At 60.5% G+C, this 15,843-nt stretch carries 18 protein-coding genes and 1 pseudogene; 11 read left to right on the top strand and 8 right to left on the bottom strand.

What is annotated here, in order from left to right:
- The first annotated feature begins 13 nt into the window (after window positions 1-13).
- Both JFU47_RS30760 and JFU47_RS30755 read left to right on the top strand, forming a co-directional pair.
- The gene (locus JFU47_RS30760; protein ID WP_201188011.1) at window positions 14-1,129 is read left to right on the top strand and encodes an FAD-dependent oxidoreductase; all 1,116 of its coding nucleotides are present in this window, start codon (window positions 14-16) and stop codon (window positions 1,127-1,129) included.
- 244 nt (window positions 1,130-1,373) lie between these two features.
- Window positions 1,374-1,970 (top strand): DinB family protein, encoded by a 597-nt coding sequence (locus tag JFU47_RS30755; RefSeq protein WP_123366452.1) that lies wholly within the window; start codon window positions 1,374-1,376, stop codon window positions 1,968-1,970.
- Here JFU47_RS30755 and JFU47_RS30750 read toward each other — a convergent pair.
- Both JFU47_RS30750 and JFU47_RS30745 read right to left on the bottom strand, forming a co-directional pair.
- Window positions 1,891-2,811 carry a LysR substrate-binding domain-containing protein gene (locus tag JFU47_RS30750; RefSeq protein WP_201188009.1) on the bottom strand — a complete coding sequence of 307 codons (921 nt, stop codon included), beginning with the start codon at window positions 2,809-2,811 and terminating at the stop codon, window positions 1,891-1,893. The two genes, JFU47_RS30755 and JFU47_RS30750, sit on opposite strands and share 80 nt — an antisense overlap.
- 186 nt (window positions 2,812-2,997) lie before the next feature.
- On the bottom strand, window positions 2,998-3,894 hold the full coding sequence (locus tag JFU47_RS30745) for a LysR substrate-binding domain-containing protein (protein ID WP_201188007.1): 897 nt from the start codon (window positions 3,892-3,894) through the stop codon (window positions 2,998-3,000).
- Between the two features lie 118 nt (window positions 3,895-4,012).
- Here JFU47_RS30745 and JFU47_RS30740 point away from each other — a divergent pair, with 118 nt between their 5' ends.
- The 3 genes from JFU47_RS30740 to JFU47_RS30730 are packed head-to-tail and all read left to right on the top strand — an operon-like array spanning window position 4,013 to window position 6,267.
- Window positions 4,013-5,029 carry an aldo/keto reductase gene (locus JFU47_RS30740; protein ID WP_201188005.1) on the top strand — a complete coding sequence of 339 codons (1,017 nt, stop codon included), beginning with the start codon at window positions 4,013-4,015 and terminating at the stop codon, window positions 5,027-5,029.
- A gap of 2 nt (window positions 5,030-5,031) precedes the next feature.
- On the top strand, window positions 5,032-5,829 hold the full coding sequence (locus JFU47_RS30735) for an SDR family NAD(P)-dependent oxidoreductase (RefSeq protein ID WP_201188003.1): 798 nt from the start codon (window positions 5,032-5,034) through the stop codon (window positions 5,827-5,829).
- Between the two features lie 27 nt (window positions 5,830-5,856).
- A complete protein-coding gene (locus JFU47_RS30730; protein ID WP_201188001.1) occupies window positions 5,857-6,267 on the top strand; it encodes an SRPBCC family protein in 411 nt (136 codons plus the stop codon).
- A 120-nt stretch (window positions 6,268-6,387) separates the two neighbouring features.
- Here JFU47_RS30730 and JFU47_RS30725 read toward each other — a convergent pair whose 3' ends face one another.
- Together JFU47_RS30725 and JFU47_RS30720 are read right to left on the bottom strand one after the other, a co-directional pair.
- Window positions 6,388-7,689 carry a sensor histidine kinase gene (locus tag JFU47_RS30725; protein WP_201187999.1) on the bottom strand — a complete coding sequence of 434 codons (1,302 nt, stop codon included), beginning with the start codon at window positions 7,687-7,689 and terminating at the stop codon, window positions 6,388-6,390.
- The gene (locus JFU47_RS30720) at window positions 7,686-8,426 is read right to left on the bottom strand and encodes a response regulator (RefSeq protein ID WP_033060285.1); all 741 of its coding nucleotides are present in this window, start codon (window positions 8,424-8,426) and stop codon (window positions 7,686-7,688) included. The genes JFU47_RS30725 and JFU47_RS30720 overlap by 4 nt, the downstream gene beginning before the upstream one ends.
- Before the next feature lie 304 nt (window positions 8,427-8,730).
- On the opposite strand from JFU47_RS30720, the gene JFU47_RS30715 reads away from it, so the two are divergent.
- From JFU47_RS30715 to JFU47_RS30705, 3 genes are all read left to right on the top strand, one after another.
- Entirely contained in the window at window positions 8,731-8,994 is a 264-nt protein-coding gene (locus JFU47_RS30715) for a DUF2790 domain-containing protein (RefSeq protein WP_140683745.1), read from the top strand.
- Window positions 8,995-9,042: 48 nt separating this feature from the next.
- Entirely contained in the window at window positions 9,043-9,255 is a 213-nt protein-coding gene (locus JFU47_RS30710; protein ID WP_201187996.1) for a hypothetical protein, read from the top strand.
- Between the two features lie 170 nt (window positions 9,256-9,425).
- Window positions 9,426-10,637, top strand: a complete 1,212-nt coding sequence (locus JFU47_RS30705; RefSeq protein ID WP_201187994.1) for a cytochrome c biogenesis protein DipZ — start codon at window positions 9,426-9,428, stop codon at window positions 10,635-10,637.
- A gap of 9 nt (window positions 10,638-10,646) precedes the next feature.
- Here the strand turns inward: JFU47_RS30705 and JFU47_RS30700 are convergent, their stop codons facing one another.
- On the bottom strand, window positions 10,647-11,639 hold the full coding sequence (locus JFU47_RS30700) for an AraC family transcriptional regulator (protein ID WP_201187992.1): 993 nt from the start codon (window positions 11,637-11,639) through the stop codon (window positions 10,647-10,649).
- Window positions 11,640-11,822: 183 nt separating this feature from the next.
- Here JFU47_RS30700 and JFU47_RS30695 point away from each other — a divergent pair, with 183 nt between their 5' ends.
- Together JFU47_RS30695 and JFU47_RS30690 are read left to right on the top strand one after the other, a co-directional pair.
- A complete protein-coding gene (locus tag JFU47_RS30695) occupies window positions 11,823-12,092 on the top strand; it encodes a DUF4242 domain-containing protein (RefSeq protein ID WP_033060295.1) in 270 nt (89 codons plus the stop codon).
- Window positions 12,093-12,129: 37 nt separating this feature from the next.
- Window positions 12,130-12,945 carry a class I SAM-dependent methyltransferase gene (locus tag JFU47_RS30690; RefSeq protein WP_201187991.1) on the top strand — a complete coding sequence of 272 codons (816 nt, stop codon included), beginning with the start codon at window positions 12,130-12,132 and terminating at the stop codon, window positions 12,943-12,945.
- A gap of 135 nt (window positions 12,946-13,080) precedes the next feature.
- Here the strand turns inward: JFU47_RS30690 and JFU47_RS30685 are convergent, their stop codons facing one another.
- Window positions 13,081-14,007 (bottom strand): universal stress protein, encoded by a 927-nt coding sequence (locus JFU47_RS30685; RefSeq protein ID WP_201187989.1) that lies wholly within the window; start codon window positions 14,005-14,007, stop codon window positions 13,081-13,083.
- A 97-nt stretch (window positions 14,008-14,104) separates the two neighbouring features.
- Here JFU47_RS30685 and JFU47_RS33205 point away from each other — a divergent pair.
- A pseudogene (locus JFU47_RS33205) lies at window positions 14,105-14,315 on the top strand (hypothetical protein); the annotation flags it as partial.
- Between the two features lie 16 nt (window positions 14,316-14,331).
- Here JFU47_RS33205 and JFU47_RS30680 read toward each other — a convergent pair.
- Window positions 14,332-14,772 (bottom strand): hypothetical protein, encoded by a 441-nt coding sequence (locus JFU47_RS30680; protein WP_201187988.1) that lies wholly within the window; start codon window positions 14,770-14,772, stop codon window positions 14,332-14,334.
- Between the two features lie 148 nt (window positions 14,773-14,920).
- Window positions 14,921-15,820, bottom strand: a complete 900-nt coding sequence (locus tag JFU47_RS30675) for a carbohydrate kinase family protein (RefSeq protein WP_201187986.1) — start codon at window positions 15,818-15,820, stop codon at window positions 14,921-14,923.
- Between the last annotated feature and the right edge of the window lie 23 nt (window positions 15,821-15,843).

The following is a 15,843-nucleotide window of genomic DNA, read 5'->3' as shown; positions in this document are numbered from 1 at the left end:
GAGCAGAGGGCAGGTGAGCGTCGATATCGAATGCGTGGTGGTCGGGGCCGGAGTGGTCGGGCTGGCGGTCGCCAGAGCCCTGGCTCGCAGCGGGCGGGAAGTGATCCTGGTCGAGGCGGGCGAGGGCATCGGCGTGGGCATCAGTTCGCGCAACTCGGAAGTGATCCACGCCGGCATTTACTACCCGAGCGGCAGCCTCAAGGCGCAAGTGTGCGTGGAGGGCAAGCAACGCCTTTACGCCTATTGCGATGAACGCGGCGTTGATTACCAGCGCCTGGGCAAGCTGATCGTGGCCACCGATGACGGTCAGTGCGCAGCCTTGCAGAAGTTGCTGGCGCAGGGCCGGCGCAATGGCGTTGATGACCTGCAATGGCTTGATGCCGGACAGGCGCGGGAACTTGAACCGGCAGTGTCCTGCGTTGCTGCGCTCTGGTCGCCGTCCACCGGGATTGTCGATTCCCATGCCCTGATGTTGGCGCTTCAGGCAGATGCCGAGGCCAGCGGCACGTCGCTGGTTTTTCATACGCCACTGGCGTCGTCCCGTTGCACCGAGCAAGGTTTTGATCTGCAAATGGGCGGCGCCCAACCGATGGCATTGAGTTGCCGCGAGTTGATCAATTGCGCCGGATTGTTTGCGCCTGAGGTGGCGAGCCGGATTGAAGGATTGTCGTCGCAGCATGTTCCCGAGGCACGATTGTGCAAGGGCAGCTATTTCAGTTTCAGCGGCCGGGCGCCGTTCCGGCATCTGGTGTATCCGGCACCGGAAAGTGCGGGGCTGGGCGTGCACATGACGCTGGACCTGGGCGGCCAGGCGCGCTTCGGGCCGGACGTCGAATGGGTCGATCAGGTCGATTATCGTGTGGATCCACGCCGAGCCAACGGGTTCTATCAGGCGATCCGGCGCTACTGGCCGGCATTACCTGATAACAGCCTGCAACCGGCCTACAGCGGTATCCGCCCGAAAATCACCGGGCCGACCGAGCCAGCGGCCGACTTTGTCATCAGTGGTCCGGCCGAGCATGGTGTGCCGGGGCTGGTGAACCTGTTTGGAATCGAGTCACCGGGCTTGACCAGTTGCCTCGCGCTGGCTGATCGGGTGGTGGACCATCTGACTCCGCATTCTTTGTAGCAGCTGCCGAGCAACGCGAGGCTGCGTTCGGCGGCGAAGCCGTCGCTAAACCATACGCTGCGGTGTCTCAGATGAACCGCGTGCACAGGATTCACGACTGCTTCGCAGCCGAACGCAGCCTCGCAGGCTCGGCAGCTGCTACACAGTCCGTGTTACGGCGAGGTGACCGGTAATCAGCGTTTGCAATGCCGTTCGCCCTGAGGGCTATGCTTTGCAGTGCGCCCATCACAATGGGAGACCTGCGATGATTAACGTACGCACTGCCCGCATGCTTGCCGATTACAAACGCTGGGCCAATCAACGCCTCTTTGACAGCCTGGCCGCACTGCCTCCGGGTGAGGTCAATAAAGAGCGCGTGTCGGTGTTCAAGAACATGATCGGCACCCTGAACCACATCTACGTGGTGGACTGCATCTGGCGGGCCCACCTCGAAGGCCGAGGGCACGGCTTTAAAACTTCACATGATCTGCTGCATCCCGACCTCGCCGAGCTGCGCCTGGCGCAAAAGGACATCGATCACTGGTACTGCGACTGGAGCGAACGGCAGACCGATGCTTCGCTGGATAAACCCGTCGAGTTCAGCTTTGTCTCGGGGGAAAGCGGCATCATGAGCGCCGGCGCGATACTGATGCATGTGGTCAATCACGCCAGTTATCACCGCGGTTGGGTGATCCAGATGTATTTCGAGATCCCGGTCATGCCTCCGGTCACTGACCTGCCGGTATACCTGCGTGAGACCGACCCTGCTGCTTTCCAATCGGTCAATGCCCCGGCAGCGGCGCCGACATGTGTTGGGAAATTCGCGAGCGCAACCAACGTTCTGCCGGATCGTTATCGTTAACGCCGTTCCAGACCATGGACAGTTCGGACAGTACGATGTCAAACGGCGGGTCGTCGGCACGCAACTGGCTGCTGCCTTCGATCAGCGCGCACGCCGCGTAGTCTGGCACCGTAGCCAGCAAATCGGTGCCGGCCAGCAAGGCGCGCAGGCCGGCGAATTGCGGCACCGCCAGCACCACCCGGCGTGAGCGGCCGATGCGCGCAAGGTCATTGTCGATGGCACCGGTCAAATCCCCGGAAAACGACACCAGCGCGTGCGGACGTTCGCAGTATTCATCCAGCGTCAGGGTGCCGGGACGATTGTCGCCGCGCAGGATCTTGACGCTCAGGTCACGCAACTTCTTGCGCTTGGCGTTGGCCGGCAGTTCCGTGGTGTAGCTGATCCCGACGGAAATCTCCCCGCTGGAGAGCATCGACGACATCAGCAGAAAATTCACCCGCCGCACCACTACCACAATGTTCTGCGCCTCTTCGCGTATTTGCTTGAGCAGCGGCGGAAACAGGCCGAACTCGGCGTCGTCGGACAAGCCGATACGAAACACATCGCGGCTGGTAGACGGGTCGAAATCCTTGGCCCGGCTGACCGCGCCGGAGATGGTGTCCATCGCCGGCTGCAACTCCTTGAGAATCGCCAACGCCCGCTGGGTCGGCTCCAGCACCCGACCGTTACGCACCAGCAGCGGGTCGTCGAACAGGTCGCGCAACTTGGCCAGTGAGGCACTGACGGCGGGCTGACCGAGAAACAGCTTCTCCCCGGCCCGGGTCAGGTTCTTTTCGAACATCAGGGTTTCGAAAATCACCAGCAGGTTCATATCGACGCGGCGCAGGTCGTTGCGGTTCATGCGGGGTTACTCGCAGGATTTCGGGGTCTTTTCAGTAAAGCACCAAACCCTGTTTAGCGAGCCGGTTGATCATTCCCACGCTCCCGCGTGGGAATGCCTCAAGGGACGCTTCGCGTTCCAGCTTTAGAAAGGGACGCGGAGCGTCCCGGGCTGCATTCCCACGCAGAGCGTGGGAACGATCAACGATCATAGCGGGCCTGGTTCCGTCAGCACTTTCCTGAACGTCTCCACCAACGGTCGCAAATTGATCCGGTGCCACGCGGCCCACAGCGGTGTGGTGAAGGAAATCCATGGCACTTCCCGCAGCACCACGCCGGGTGGTGCGTTGCGGCTCAAGCCTTTCTGGATCATCGCGATGCCCAACCCCGACGCCACTAATCCCAACGCGGTGAAAGGTTCGGTGGCTTCCATGCGGATGTCCGGGGTGAAACCGGCGCGAATGCAGGCGCTGACGAAGTCGTCGCGACTGGCGGCGTCTTGGCGGGGTTGCACGCCGATCCATTCCTGATCGGCCAGGTCTGCCGGGGTCAGTGCTGTGTGGTTCGCTAAAGGATGATGTTCGGGCAAGGCCAGCAGCATCGGATCGTCCAGCACCTGAAAACCCAGCAGGTCCGGGTCGTCGGCGACGGGCGGTTCGCTGACCAGTGCGATATCCAGACTACGCTGACGCAGGCCTTCGAGTTGTTCGGCGGAATTGAGGTTGTACAGCGCGACGTGCACGTTCGGCCGGTCGACCCGCAGCACCCGCAAGGCATTGGGCAAGACGCCGGCGTGCATGGCGTTTTCGATGTAGCCGATGCACAAGCCGCCTTCTTCGCCACGACCGAGGCGCTTGCCCAGGGATTCCAGGCGATTGGCGTGGGTCAGCAGGGCACGGGTTTCAGCCAGAAAAGTCTGGCCGTCGCGGGTCAGACGAATGCGCTGCTGGCTACGCTCGAACAGGGTCAGGCCCAGGCGTTCTTCGAGTTGGGCGATCTGCCGGCTCAGGGGTGATTGGGAAATGTGCAGGCGTTCGGCGGCGCGACCGACGTGTTCTTCTTCGGCGACAGCGACGAAGTAGCGCAATTGGCGAATGTCGATCATGTCAGACCTATAGAGACTCAAGTGGTGCGCATTATGTCTTGGACGGTCCGATCATCGCAATCTAGGATCTGCTCATCGGTCACATCAGCTGACCTCTGACACTCAAGAGGATTCACCCATGAGCTTGAAAGACAAACTGCCCGGCGCGCTGGGATTTGGTACCGCCCCATTGGGCAACATGTTCCGCGCGATTCCTGAAGACGAGGCGCTGGCCACCGTGCACGCCGCTTGGGATGCCGGTGTGCGTTACTTTGACACCGCGCCGTTTTACGGCTCGGGCCTGTCGGAAATTCGTCTGGGCGCCGCGTTGGCCCAGTACAACCGCGACGACTATGTACTCAGCAGCAAAGTCGGCCGAGTGATTCTCGATGAAGTCGAAGACGCCGCGGCCCGTGACTTGGGCGAAAAAAGCGGAGTGTTCGAACACGGTCGCCCGAACAAGATCGTCAACGACTACAGCGCCGACGCGACGATGCGCTCCATCGAAGACAGCCTCAAGCGTCTGCAAACCGATCGTCTGGACATCGTCTGGGTACATGACATCGCCCAGGACTTCTATGGCGATCAATGGCTGGAATACTTCAACCAGGCCCGCACCGGCGCTTTCAAAGTGCTGACCCGCTTGCGCGAAGAAGGCGTGATCAAGGGCTGGGGCCTGGGTGTGAACAAGGTTGAGCCGTGCGAGCTGACCCTGGATTTGACCGAAGCCCAGCCGGACGGTTTTCTGCTGGCGGGTCGCTACACGCTGCTCGACCACGACCGTGCTTTGCAACGTCTGATGGACGCCGCGTTGGCGCAGAACGTCGAGATCGTGGTCGGTGGTCCTTACAGCTCGGGCATTCTGGCCGGTGGCACACACTTCGAGTACCAGAAAGCCAGCCCGGCGATCATCAATAAAGTCGAGCACATCAAGCGAATTGCTGCCGCGCATGGTGTCGACATCAAGGCAGCTGCGTTGCAGTTTTCGTTGGCTAACCCGGCCGTGGCGGCGGTGATTCCAGGTTCCAGCCGTCCTGACCGGATTGCTGAAGACGTTGCGGCGATGACGGCTGTCATTCCCGCTGCTTTCTGGCAGGCGATGCGCGACGCGAAACTGGTGTCCGAACGTGCGCCATTGCCGATTATTGGAGGTTGAGCATGAAAATCGATCTGAGTGGAAAACTCGCCATTGTCAGCGGCAGCACCGCCGGCATTGGCCTGGGCATCAGCAAGGCGCTGGCCGAATCCGGCGCCACGGTGGTGGTGATCGGCCGTGAGACGGCCAAAGTCGAACAGGCGCTGGCGAGCATTCGCCAGAGCGTGCCGGACGCGCAGTTGCGTGGTTTGACCGCTGACTTGGGCACGGCCGAAGGTGCCGAGGTGTTGTTCGCTGCCGAACCACGGGCGGACATCCTGGTGAACAACCTCGGGATCTTCAACGATGTGGATTTCTTCGACACACCGGACAGCGAGTGGACGCGTTTTTATGAGGTCAACGTGATCTCCGGCGTGCGCCTGTCACGGCATTACGTGCCAGACATGGTCAAGCAGGGTTGGGGGCGGGTGATTTTCCTGTCCTCGGAATCCGGGGTCGCGACACCGGCCGACATGCTCAATTATGGCGTGACCAAAAGCGCCAACCTGGCGGTGTCCCATGGTTTGGCCAAGCGGTTGGCGGGCACCGGGGTTACGGTCAATTCGATCCTGCCTGGCCCGACGCTGACCGATGGCCTGGAGCAGATGCTCAAAGACGCCACAGCCAAATCGGGGCGCAGCGTTCGGGAAGAAGCCGACGCCTTCGTGCGCAAGGCCCGGCCGACCTCGATCATCCAGCGCGTGGCGGATGTCGAGGAGGTCGCCAACCTGGTGGCTTATATTGCCTCGCCGCTGTCTTCGGCCACTACTGGCGCGGCTTTGCGGGTCGACGGCGGTGTTGTCGACAGCATGGCGATCTGAACCTTATTGATTAAGAGAGAACATTTCATGGCAACTGCATCAGCGTTTATTGATATCCCGGCGACCGCCGACCAGGTTTGGCAATTGATTGGCGGCTTTAACTCGCTGCCGGACTGGCTGCCGTTCATTCCCCAAAGCGAGCTGAGTGAAGGCGGCCGGGTGCGTAGCCTGCAAACGGCGGATGGGGCGGTGGTGGTTGAGCGGTTGGAGGCGTTTGATAACGCTGGAAAGACTTACAGTTATTCGATTTTGCAGGCGCCGTTTCCGGCTACTGACTATCTGGCGACTATCAGTGTTGAAGCGCAGGGGCAGGGCGCGCGAGTGACGTGGTCCGGGCGGTTTGCACCTGTCGGTGTGAGTGACGAGGAAGTGGTGGCGCTGTTTACCGGTATCTACCAAGGCGGCCTCGAAGCCCTGCGCGCCAATTACCCGGCCTGACGCCGTACTGATCGTTCCCACGCTCCGCGTGGAAATGCAGCCCGGGACGCTCCGCGTCCCTTTCCAGAGCTGGAACGCGGAGCGTCCCTTGAGGCATTCCCACGCAGAGCGTGGGAACGATCATGCAGCCGGTAATTTGAGCTCCGCGCACAACCCACCTCCCTCACGATTACTCAACGTCAACGATCCCCCGATCGCCAACGCCAACTGCTGTGCAATCGCCAACCCCAACCCGGTCCCGCCGGTACTGCGGTTACGTGAGTTCTCCACGCGATAAAACGGTTCCATCACCTGAGCCAATTCTTCCTCGGCAATCCCTGGCCCGCGGTCCATCACCTTCACCGACAAACTGCCGTCAGCCTTCGCTTCCACCCTCAATTCGGCGGCGCCGGCGAACTTCAGCGCGTTGTCCGTCAGGTTCACCAGCACCCGCCGCAAGGCGTGCGGCCGGGTATTGATCACCGCGTCACTTTTACCGCCCAGCTGAACGTCTTTGCCCATGTCCTGATAGTCGAACACCAGGCTGTCGAGGAACGAATCCAGATTGGTGCGGCGACTTTCCTCGGTGGCGCCATGAACGCTGCGGGCATAGGCCACGCCTTCGCGCACCAGGTGTTCTATCTCGCCAAGATCATTCCAGAGTTTGTCTTTCTCGGCGGAGTCGTCCATGAATTCGGCACGCAGTTTCATGCGGGTGATCGGGGTTTGCAGGTCGTGGGAAATCGCCGCCAGCAGTTGCATGCGTTCCTTGAGGTAAGCGGCGATGCGCGCCTGCATCGAATTGAAGGCCATGGCGGCGTGCGCGACTTCGGTCGGGCCTTTTTCGTCCAGGTGCACCGCGTGGGTGTTGGGGTCCAGGGTCTCCACCGCCTGAGCCAGGCGGGTCAGGGGGCGGATGGCGATTCTCACGGCCAGCCAGGTGCAGATGAGCATCAGTGCCAGTTGCCCCAGCAACACGATGGGTAACCACGGCGACAACGGCACCATCGAGGGTCGCACGTCGATGGTTACCGGGCTGCCGTCCGCCAGTTTCAGGTGGACCTGAAAATGTTTATCCGGCCCGGGGATGTCGGTCACCGTCATCGGGTAATCCTTGCCGATGGCCTCTTTGATCGAAGTCATCGCTATGGGTGAATCGCTCATGGGCACGCCCGGCGAGCCTTCGTTCAACAAATAGCGATAGTTACGTCGATTCAGTTGTTGCAGCCAGCTCATGCGTTCTTCGGCCGGCAAACGGTCGAGGATGGCGATGGAGGTCGAGACGTCGGTTTCCAGATTGCCCAGCATGGTGTTCTTCGTGCTTTCGTATCGCTCGTAGTACTGCGCGCCGAAGGACAGCGCCTGCGCGAGAATCAAGCCGATCAGGAAGATCAGCGACAGCCGCGAGGCGAGGGTGCGAGGCCAGCGCATCGAGAGGTTCATGAGGGCGCCCCGAGGACTTCCACCGGCAGCGAAAACACATAGCCTTCGCTGCGCACGGTTTTGATGTAGGCCGGTTCGCGGGCATCGTCCAGCAAGCGCTGGCGCAAGCGGCTGACCAGCAAGTCGATGGAACGGTCGAACAGGTCGGCATCGCGGCCTTGGGTCAGGTTCAGCAATTGATCGCGATTGAGCACCCGCTGAGGATGATCGAGGAACACCCGCAGTAACCGATATTCCGCGCCACTGAGCGCGACCATCGTGCCGTCCTCATCGAGCAGGTGCCGGGCCGAGGTGTCCAGACGCCAGCGCCCGAAGGCCAGCAAGCGACCGCTTTCGGTGACCACCAGGTTGGGTGGCAGCATCCGCGTGCGGCGCAATACGGCGTTGATTCGGGCGAGCAGTTCACGGGCGGCGAACGGCTTGACCAGGTAATCATCGGCACCCATTTCCAGGCCGATGATGCGGTCGGTTTCATCGTTACGCGCGGTGAGCATCAGCACTGGCGTGGCCTTGTGTTTGCCGGCGCGCAACTCACGGCACAGCATCAGGCCATCGTCGCCCGGCATCATGATGTCGAGCACGATCAGGTCCACCGGCGTGGACTCCAGGAACGTGCGCATTTGCCGTCCATCCGCCACGACGGTGGTGCGCAGGCCGTTTTTCTTGAGGTAGTTGCCTACCAGTTCCCGGATCTCGCGGTCATCGTCCACGATGAGAATGTGATCGACGTGTTCCATTTGGCCAGGCCTCTGTAGATGGGGATGTCGCGCAGTCTATCGAGCCTTGGCCCGCTCGCCCGCAGTCCTTTGTATTGCAGTGTATCTGGCCTGTCGGCGGATACACGTGGACGCAAAAACACCCATTTTCAGGGCTTTTGTATCGCTCTGTATCCCGGCCCGGTTCTGATACGTACCGATTTACACGCGCCTGTTCCCGACACAGTCGAGATACCTCGCGGGCTTCTAATAGGTTCCATCGAGGCAAATCAAACCGCCTCGGCCCAATCAACGATTGACCTATTGAAGCCTTGAGGAAACCACCATGAACACCAAAGCCGTCTACGCCGCTTGCCTGTTTGCCGCCCTGAACATCTGCACCTTGTCGGCCCGCGCCGAAGCCGATGTCACCGCTAAAACCTACACCTACGGCACAAACCTGGACATCAAGAAAGTGGTGTCGCTGAAACAGGACGCCTCGACTTCCTGTGGGGTTGTGGATGCCCAGCTGACTTACCTGGATTCTCATAACAAAACCCAGGTTCTGGACTATCGCAAATTGGCTGATGGCTGCAACTCGGACAACTGAGTCCTGCGCTGACCCATTGCCCATCCCAATTGAAACAGGAAGCACATCATGAATAACGTTACCCGCTTTTTGACTGCCATTGCCTTCTCCGCGGCTGGCGCCGCTGCCCATGCCAACGCTGCTGTGGAACAAAAAAGCTGCGGCAGCGCGACTTGCTTCCAGCTGACGCCGGTGGCGGAGAAGGGTGGGAGCGCTTTTCTGGCAGAGGATGGTTCGAACCGTACGCCGCAGGGCCAGCAGCTGGAAAACCAGACGGTCTGAGGCCCAGACAAGGTTTTGTGAACACCACAATTCCAGTGTGGGAGCGAGCCTGCTCGCGAAAGCGGGGTGTCAGTCAACGAAAATGTTGAATGTGATGGCCTCTTCGCGAGCAGGCTCGCTCCCACAGGGATGTGTGGTGTGTCGCCCTCTCTATATTCAAAGGTGATCTCATGTTTCTCATCGCTTTCCTGGGCGGCATATTGACCGTCCTCAGCCCTTGCATCCTCCCGGTCGTGCCGTTCCTGTTCGCCGGTGTTAAACGCACACGTTCCTCGATCCTGCTCACCCTCGGCGGCATGGTCCTGACCTTCGCCCTGATCTCCAGCCTGGCCGTGGTCAGCAGCGAGTGGGTGGTTCACGCCAATAACACCGGTCGCCACGTAGCGCTGATCGTGATGGTGCTGTTCGCCCTGTCGCTGATTTCCGCCCGCGTCGGTGACTGGCTGGCCCGTCCCTTCGTGGCGTTGGGCAACCGCCTCGATCCGGACACTCGCAAAATGTCCGGCCCGTTGAGTTCGGTCATGATCGGTGTTGCTACCGGTCTGCTTTGGGCACCGTGCGCCGGGCCGATCCTCGGGGTCATCCTCACGGGCGCCATGCTGCAAGGCGCAAACGCTCAAACCAGCCTGTTGCTGGTGGCGTACGGCCTGGGCAGCGCATTGTCCCTGGGCACTTTGATCTTCGCCGGTCGCGGCCTGGTCAATCGCTTGAAGTCGTCGATTCCGGTCACCGGTTGGCTGCGTCGTGGTACGGGGGTTGCGGTGCTGGCGGCTGCGGCGGTGATTTCCACCGGTGCCGACAAAACACTGCTGGCTGGCACTTCGTCCGAAGGCGTCAGCAGCATTGAGAAGGGGGTGTTGGAAACCGTACCGAAAATCGTCGATTACTTAGTCAGCAAGGTCAACGCAGACGCGTCCATGGACAACGCCAAAGGCGCCATGCCGTCCATTGCCGGCGCAGTGCAATGGCTTAACTCGCCAGCCCTGACCAACGAGTCCCTGAAAGGCAAAGTGGTGCTGGTGGACTTCTGGACCTTCGACTGCATCAACTGCCAGCACACTTTGCCCTACGTGAAGGACTGGGCGAAGAAATACGAGAAGGATGGCCTGGTGGTGATCGGCGTGCACACGCCTGAGTACGGTTTCGAGCGCATCATCGACAACGTCAAGGATCAGGTGAAAAAGCTCGGCATTACCTACCCGGTGGCGATCGACAACAACTATGCGATCTGGCGCAATTTCGACAACCAGTACTGGCCGGCTCACTACTTGATCGATGCCAAGGGGCAGGTGCGTTACACCCACTTTGGTGAAGGCAGCTACGAGACTCAGGAGAAAGTGATCCAGCAGTTGCTGGAAGAGGCTAAAGCACCCGCTGCGTAATGCTTCAAATCAATGGCTCACAGGCTGCACGCGGTGGGCCATTGGTTTTTTCTCCTGACTGCGCCGCCACGCCGCTGGCGGCGCTCCATACTCTCGACGAAACGCCCGACTGAACGCCGTGTCGGTCTGGTAGCCCACCTCTTCGGCAATCCGCATCAACGAACTGTTACTGCTGCGTAACAGGTTGGCCGCCAGCAACATGCGCCATTGCGTCAGGTACTGCATTGGCGAACTCCCCACCAGTTGCTGGAAGCGCTCCGCCAACACCGATCTTGACGTGCCGGCAGTGCGCGCCAGTTCATCCAGCGTCCAGGCGTGACACGGTTTTTTGTGCAACGCGTTGAGGGCGGCGCCGACAATCCGGTCGCCCACACCCGCCAGCCAACCGGTACGACCTTCGCCTTGTTCGTGCATGTGCAGGCGCAGCACCTCGATGAACAACACCTCGGCCAGTTTCGCCAGCACACCTTCGCCGCCGGGGCGGGGCGAGCGCGCTTCGGCCAGCGCATAACGGACCGACGATTCCAGCCAGATACCGGCATTCGAGCCGCGCACATTGACCCGGACCACCGCCGGCAACCCGGTCAGCAACATCCCGGCCAGGCGGGTATCGCAGGCCAGATAGCCGCATACCAGACGCGTTACTGCGCCGCCACCGCCATAGCTCAATTGCCGTGGACGGCGCGCCAGCACCACGTCCAGCCGTGCACCGGTGGCAGGCGCGAGCCCAGGTTGTGAGCTCATGCGATGGGCATCTCCCTGAGGGAAAACCACCACATCGCCGGCCGTCAGCAGGAGCGGGGGATCATCACCCAGTTCGACATAACATTCGCCTTCGGTGATCAAGTGGAAGATCACCACGCGTTCGGCGCCGGGTTCCAGAAACGGCGCCGCCGTGTCGGCGCTCGGCGATTGGTAGCACCAGGGTGCAGTAAACCTGGCATTGATGAAAATCGCGCCGACCAGGCGGACGACGCGCAGCGTCTGTGACAAGGCATCCATGGTGGTTTTCCCGTGTTGGCGGGGCGGCTTTTGATTGTGACCCTGTCGCCGCGTAACGCGAAATCTCCGGACGATCGGACAGGGTTGGCCGACGATCGGGCAGGACGCCAGCGTTGCCCGGCGCGATAGTTGGCACACAGGGTCTGCCGACCCTGTCATCAATAACAAGAATGAGAGGTTGCCATGCCTAAGTTCGTTATAGAACGCGAGATTCCGGGTGCTGGAACACTGTCAGAAAGGGATTTGAAAGCGGCTTCGCAAAAGTCCTGCAGGACGTTGCGCGACTTGCCAGAAGTGCAGTGGCAGCAGAGTTATGTCACCGGTGACAAGCTCTACTGCGTGTACATCGCGCCCAACGAAGAGTTGATCAAGGAACACGCCAGGCAGAGCGGTTTCCCGGCCAACCGCATTTCCCAGGTCACGGCCATCATCGATCCCACCACGGCCGAGTAAGCCGGGTTGCGTTCCAACCCGCAACGGAGCGGAATTCATGAGTACACCCATTGATCTTTCTGCCTTGAAAAACCGTCAGATGGCCTCTTGGGCCAGCGGCGACTATGCCGTGATCGGCACCACCTTGCAGATCGTCGGCGAGCAACTGGCCGAGGCCTGCGACCTGCTTTGCGATGAACGCGTGCTCGACGTGGCCGCCGGCAACGGTAACGCGACGCTCGCTGCCGCGCGCCGTGGTTGCCATGTCACGTCGACCGACTACGTGGCCACGCTGCTGGAACGCGGCGAAGACCGGGCCAGGGCGGAACGCCTGGAAGTCACGTTTCAAGTGGCTGACGCTGAAGCCTTGCCGTTCGAGGATGCCAGCTTCGATGCCGTGCTTTCGACCTTCGGGGTGATGTTTACGCCGGACCAACCCAAGGCCGCCGCGGAGCTGGCGCGGGTTTGTCGTCCCGGAGGGCGGATCGGCCTGGCGAACTGGACGCCCGAAGGGTTTGTCGGCCAGATGTTCAAGACCCTCGGTCGCCACCTGCCGCCGCCACCGCCGGGGGCACAACCGCCTTCGAACTGGGGCACTGAAGCCTGGCTGCACACGCAGTTCGACGAACGTGACTTTCTGCTCCAGGTGACGCGCAAGACCTTCAACTTCCGTTACCGCTCGGCCGCGCATTTCATCGACACGTTCCGCACCTGGTACGGCCCGGTCCACAAAGCCTTCGCGGCACTGCCTCCTGAAGGCGCCAAAGCGCTGGAAAACGACATGACCGAACTGATCAATCGCATGAACAGAGCGGGAGAAAAATCGCTGGTGGTGCCGAGTGAATACCTGGAAGTAGTCATCACCCGGCGCTGAACTGCCAACACAACCCCCCTGTGGGAGCGAGCCTGCTCGCGATGAGGACCTTACATTCAACATCGATGTTGACTGAAAGTCCGCCATCGCGAGCAAGCTCGCTCCCACAGGGGTTTGTGGTGTCCGGTAGATCAATTATTCATCCAGCCGCTCGGTGTACACCACCCAAACGCTGCACGGCATTTTGTACAGCAGATGCTCCACCGTACTGCCGATCAGCCGGCCCATGCCGCGATGGCCGATCCGGCCCATGACAATCACGTCAACGTCATAGGCATCGGCATAGCGGGTGAGGACCTTGGCCGGGTTGCCCATGATCATGTGCCGCTGCTCCGGCGCGATGCCGTTGCGCTCGGCCAGGTCGTTGAAGGCATCCTCCTGGTAATCGAATACGGTCTTGGCCTTCCCCGATGAGAAGAACGCCGAACCGTTGTCGAAGCCGAATTCGTCGGCGCTGATGGATGAAAGGTCATAGGCGTAGACCACATCGAGCTCGGCATTACAGGCGCTCGCCAGTTTCGCCGCCTCGTGAAGGATCCGGTCGTTGAAGGTTTTGTAATGGTCATCGCGATGAAAGGGGTCGACCGCCGCGACGATCTTTCGCGGCAAGGCGTGCATGGCGTGGCTGACGAAATGCAGCGGCACCGGGCATTCGCGCAACAAGTGCACATCGAGCGGGGTAAACATCAGCCGCGACAGCAGCGATTCGTGCTCCAGCGCCTTGATCAGCACATCCATCGGCTGCTCTTTGAGGTGAATCAGAATTTCCTCCAATGGGCGTTCGACCCAGGCCACTTCGGTGGTGACGTGGACCCCGATCTTGCGCAAGGGGCGGGCCTGTTCCTCAAGCCATTGGCGGTGGCGCTCGACGTAGCCCACGCGCATCTGTTCCAGGGCTTTTTCGTTGACCAGACTGGCGGTCGCCAGGCCTTCAAGGTAATCGAAGGCGACGATGTGCAGCGCGGCGTCTTCGGCCTTGGCCAGTGCAGCGGCCCTGTCGAAAGCAGGGCTGTGTTCCATCAGCGGTGATGCAACCAGCATGAAGCGGGATTGACCAGACATGACGAACCTCCCGTGGATTAGCCGCCCGACGTGCGGCTCGTGCGACGTACATCCAGTCTCTAAGTATTGACCATGATCAACCTCCCGTCCGCAAACCGGGAGCAGGTTGAGGTTCGTACGGGTGCCGGATGCGTTGGCCAACCTGTGCCCGCTCCCCGATGGACTCAGCGATAAACAGGTGCTGATGTGCCCCGAACATCATGTGCTCCGGGTTTTCCGGGGCGGAACGCGGGGAGGTCAAGATTGGCGATATTGCCGAGTTGGCCGCGCGCGAGGATATCCAGAACTATTACTTGGGGCCGTGGGGTAGGGCATTGTTGAACACTAGCTGCACATGACGCTAACGGCCTTCGCGGCGCGTTGCAGTTCTTGTTTGACGTCGACCGGTATCCGCTGTTTCACCAGTCGTTGCTCGAGGAATGTCTGATCGCCTCGGGTATCAACCTGAGCGTCAATAGCCGCACCCTCTGCTTCTATGGTGGCAGCATGAGCCTCTATGACCGAGTCGACCTCAGCGTCGCTCTTGGCGGCGTCGAGCGCACCAATGAGTGTCGCCACTTCGTGTTCTTCAGCCTTGCCATAGTCTTCTACAGACAGTCCGGCAGCCAACGCCCGCGCCCGGATTTCCACGCCTTTCAGCGTCTGCTTGGCCTGCCCGCACAGCATCTCGTGTTTTTGGCTTTCGACGGTTTTCCACTGGAAAAATCCATACGTCATCGTGCCGATAATCGCTACGGTGATACCACCGATCAGGATCCGTTTCATGGCTACAGTCGTGAGTCCGGGGGTTGAGAGTTCGGTGGACATCGCTTCGTTCTCTATCAGGAAATGAAAGCGTAGCACCGGAACCCGGTCCAGCCCCGTCCAATGTCAATGCAAATTACAGTAGTAAAGGAGCGGCGTGTCTTCAAGATTATGGCGCATTAAGTAACCCTTTAACATCGACCAACGTCGGAGCATGGGCCCCGGCATGGCGGCAGGAGAGGGATGCGCAGGCTGATGAAAATCGCAGGCGATCCGCCAAGTCGGTCATTCCGAGCAACTCCGATGCCAGCCAGCCGGCCATGCAAGCGTCACCTGCACCTACGGTATCTGCGACGTCTACGGCTATAGCCGGCTGCTCGTACCGCCTGTCGGGGGTATAGAGAACCATGCCGTGTTCACCTCGGGTAAACAGGATTTCAGCCACTGGATTGAGTGCGCGAAGCTCGTCCAATGCCTGGTGTTCGGTCAGCCCCGGATAAATGTGCCGGAGGTCTTCGTCGGAAAGTTTAATCATGTCGGCCAGGGCGGTCATCGTCGGGAACGTCTGCTGCCGATAACGGCTGTCCATCAAATTACGCCAGTTCGGGTCATAGCTAATCCGTTTACCCACTCCTTTGGCCAGCTGAGCGATTTTTACCAATCTGTCTCCAATCGGCTGACGAGCCAGGCTGATACAGCTGAAATGGCACACCTGGGCATGGTCAATCCATCCTTCCGGCATCAGACCCGGGTCGAAAAACTGATCGGCATCTCCAGCAAAAAAATAGCGTGGAGGACGGCTCGATGGAACGATGGCCACCAACGGATCTCGGTCTACTCGTTGGATAAATCGCCCGTCCAGACCTGCCGCCTCTGACTGCCTGGCGATCTCGTCGCCCAGGGAGTCCGTGCTGATAGAGCCTGCGAAAGCGCTGCTGACGCCCAAGCGACTCAGCGCTCGTGCAACGTTCCAGGGCGCGCCGCCTGGATAGCCTTTCCATTGTCCGGGGATGCCTTGGACAAGGTCGGTCAGGGCTTCGCCAAATACGACTGCGCGAGGCAATACCATGGTCATTTCCTCAATATTTCTCA

The organism is Pseudomonas sp. TH39(2020), from assembly GCF_016650715.1.
GTDB lineage: Bacteria > Pseudomonadota > Gammaproteobacteria > Pseudomonadales > Pseudomonadaceae > Aquipseudomonas > Aquipseudomonas mandelii_C.
The sequence above is the reverse complement of the archived record's forward strand: the minus strand, read 5'-3'. Positions and strand labels throughout refer to the sequence as shown.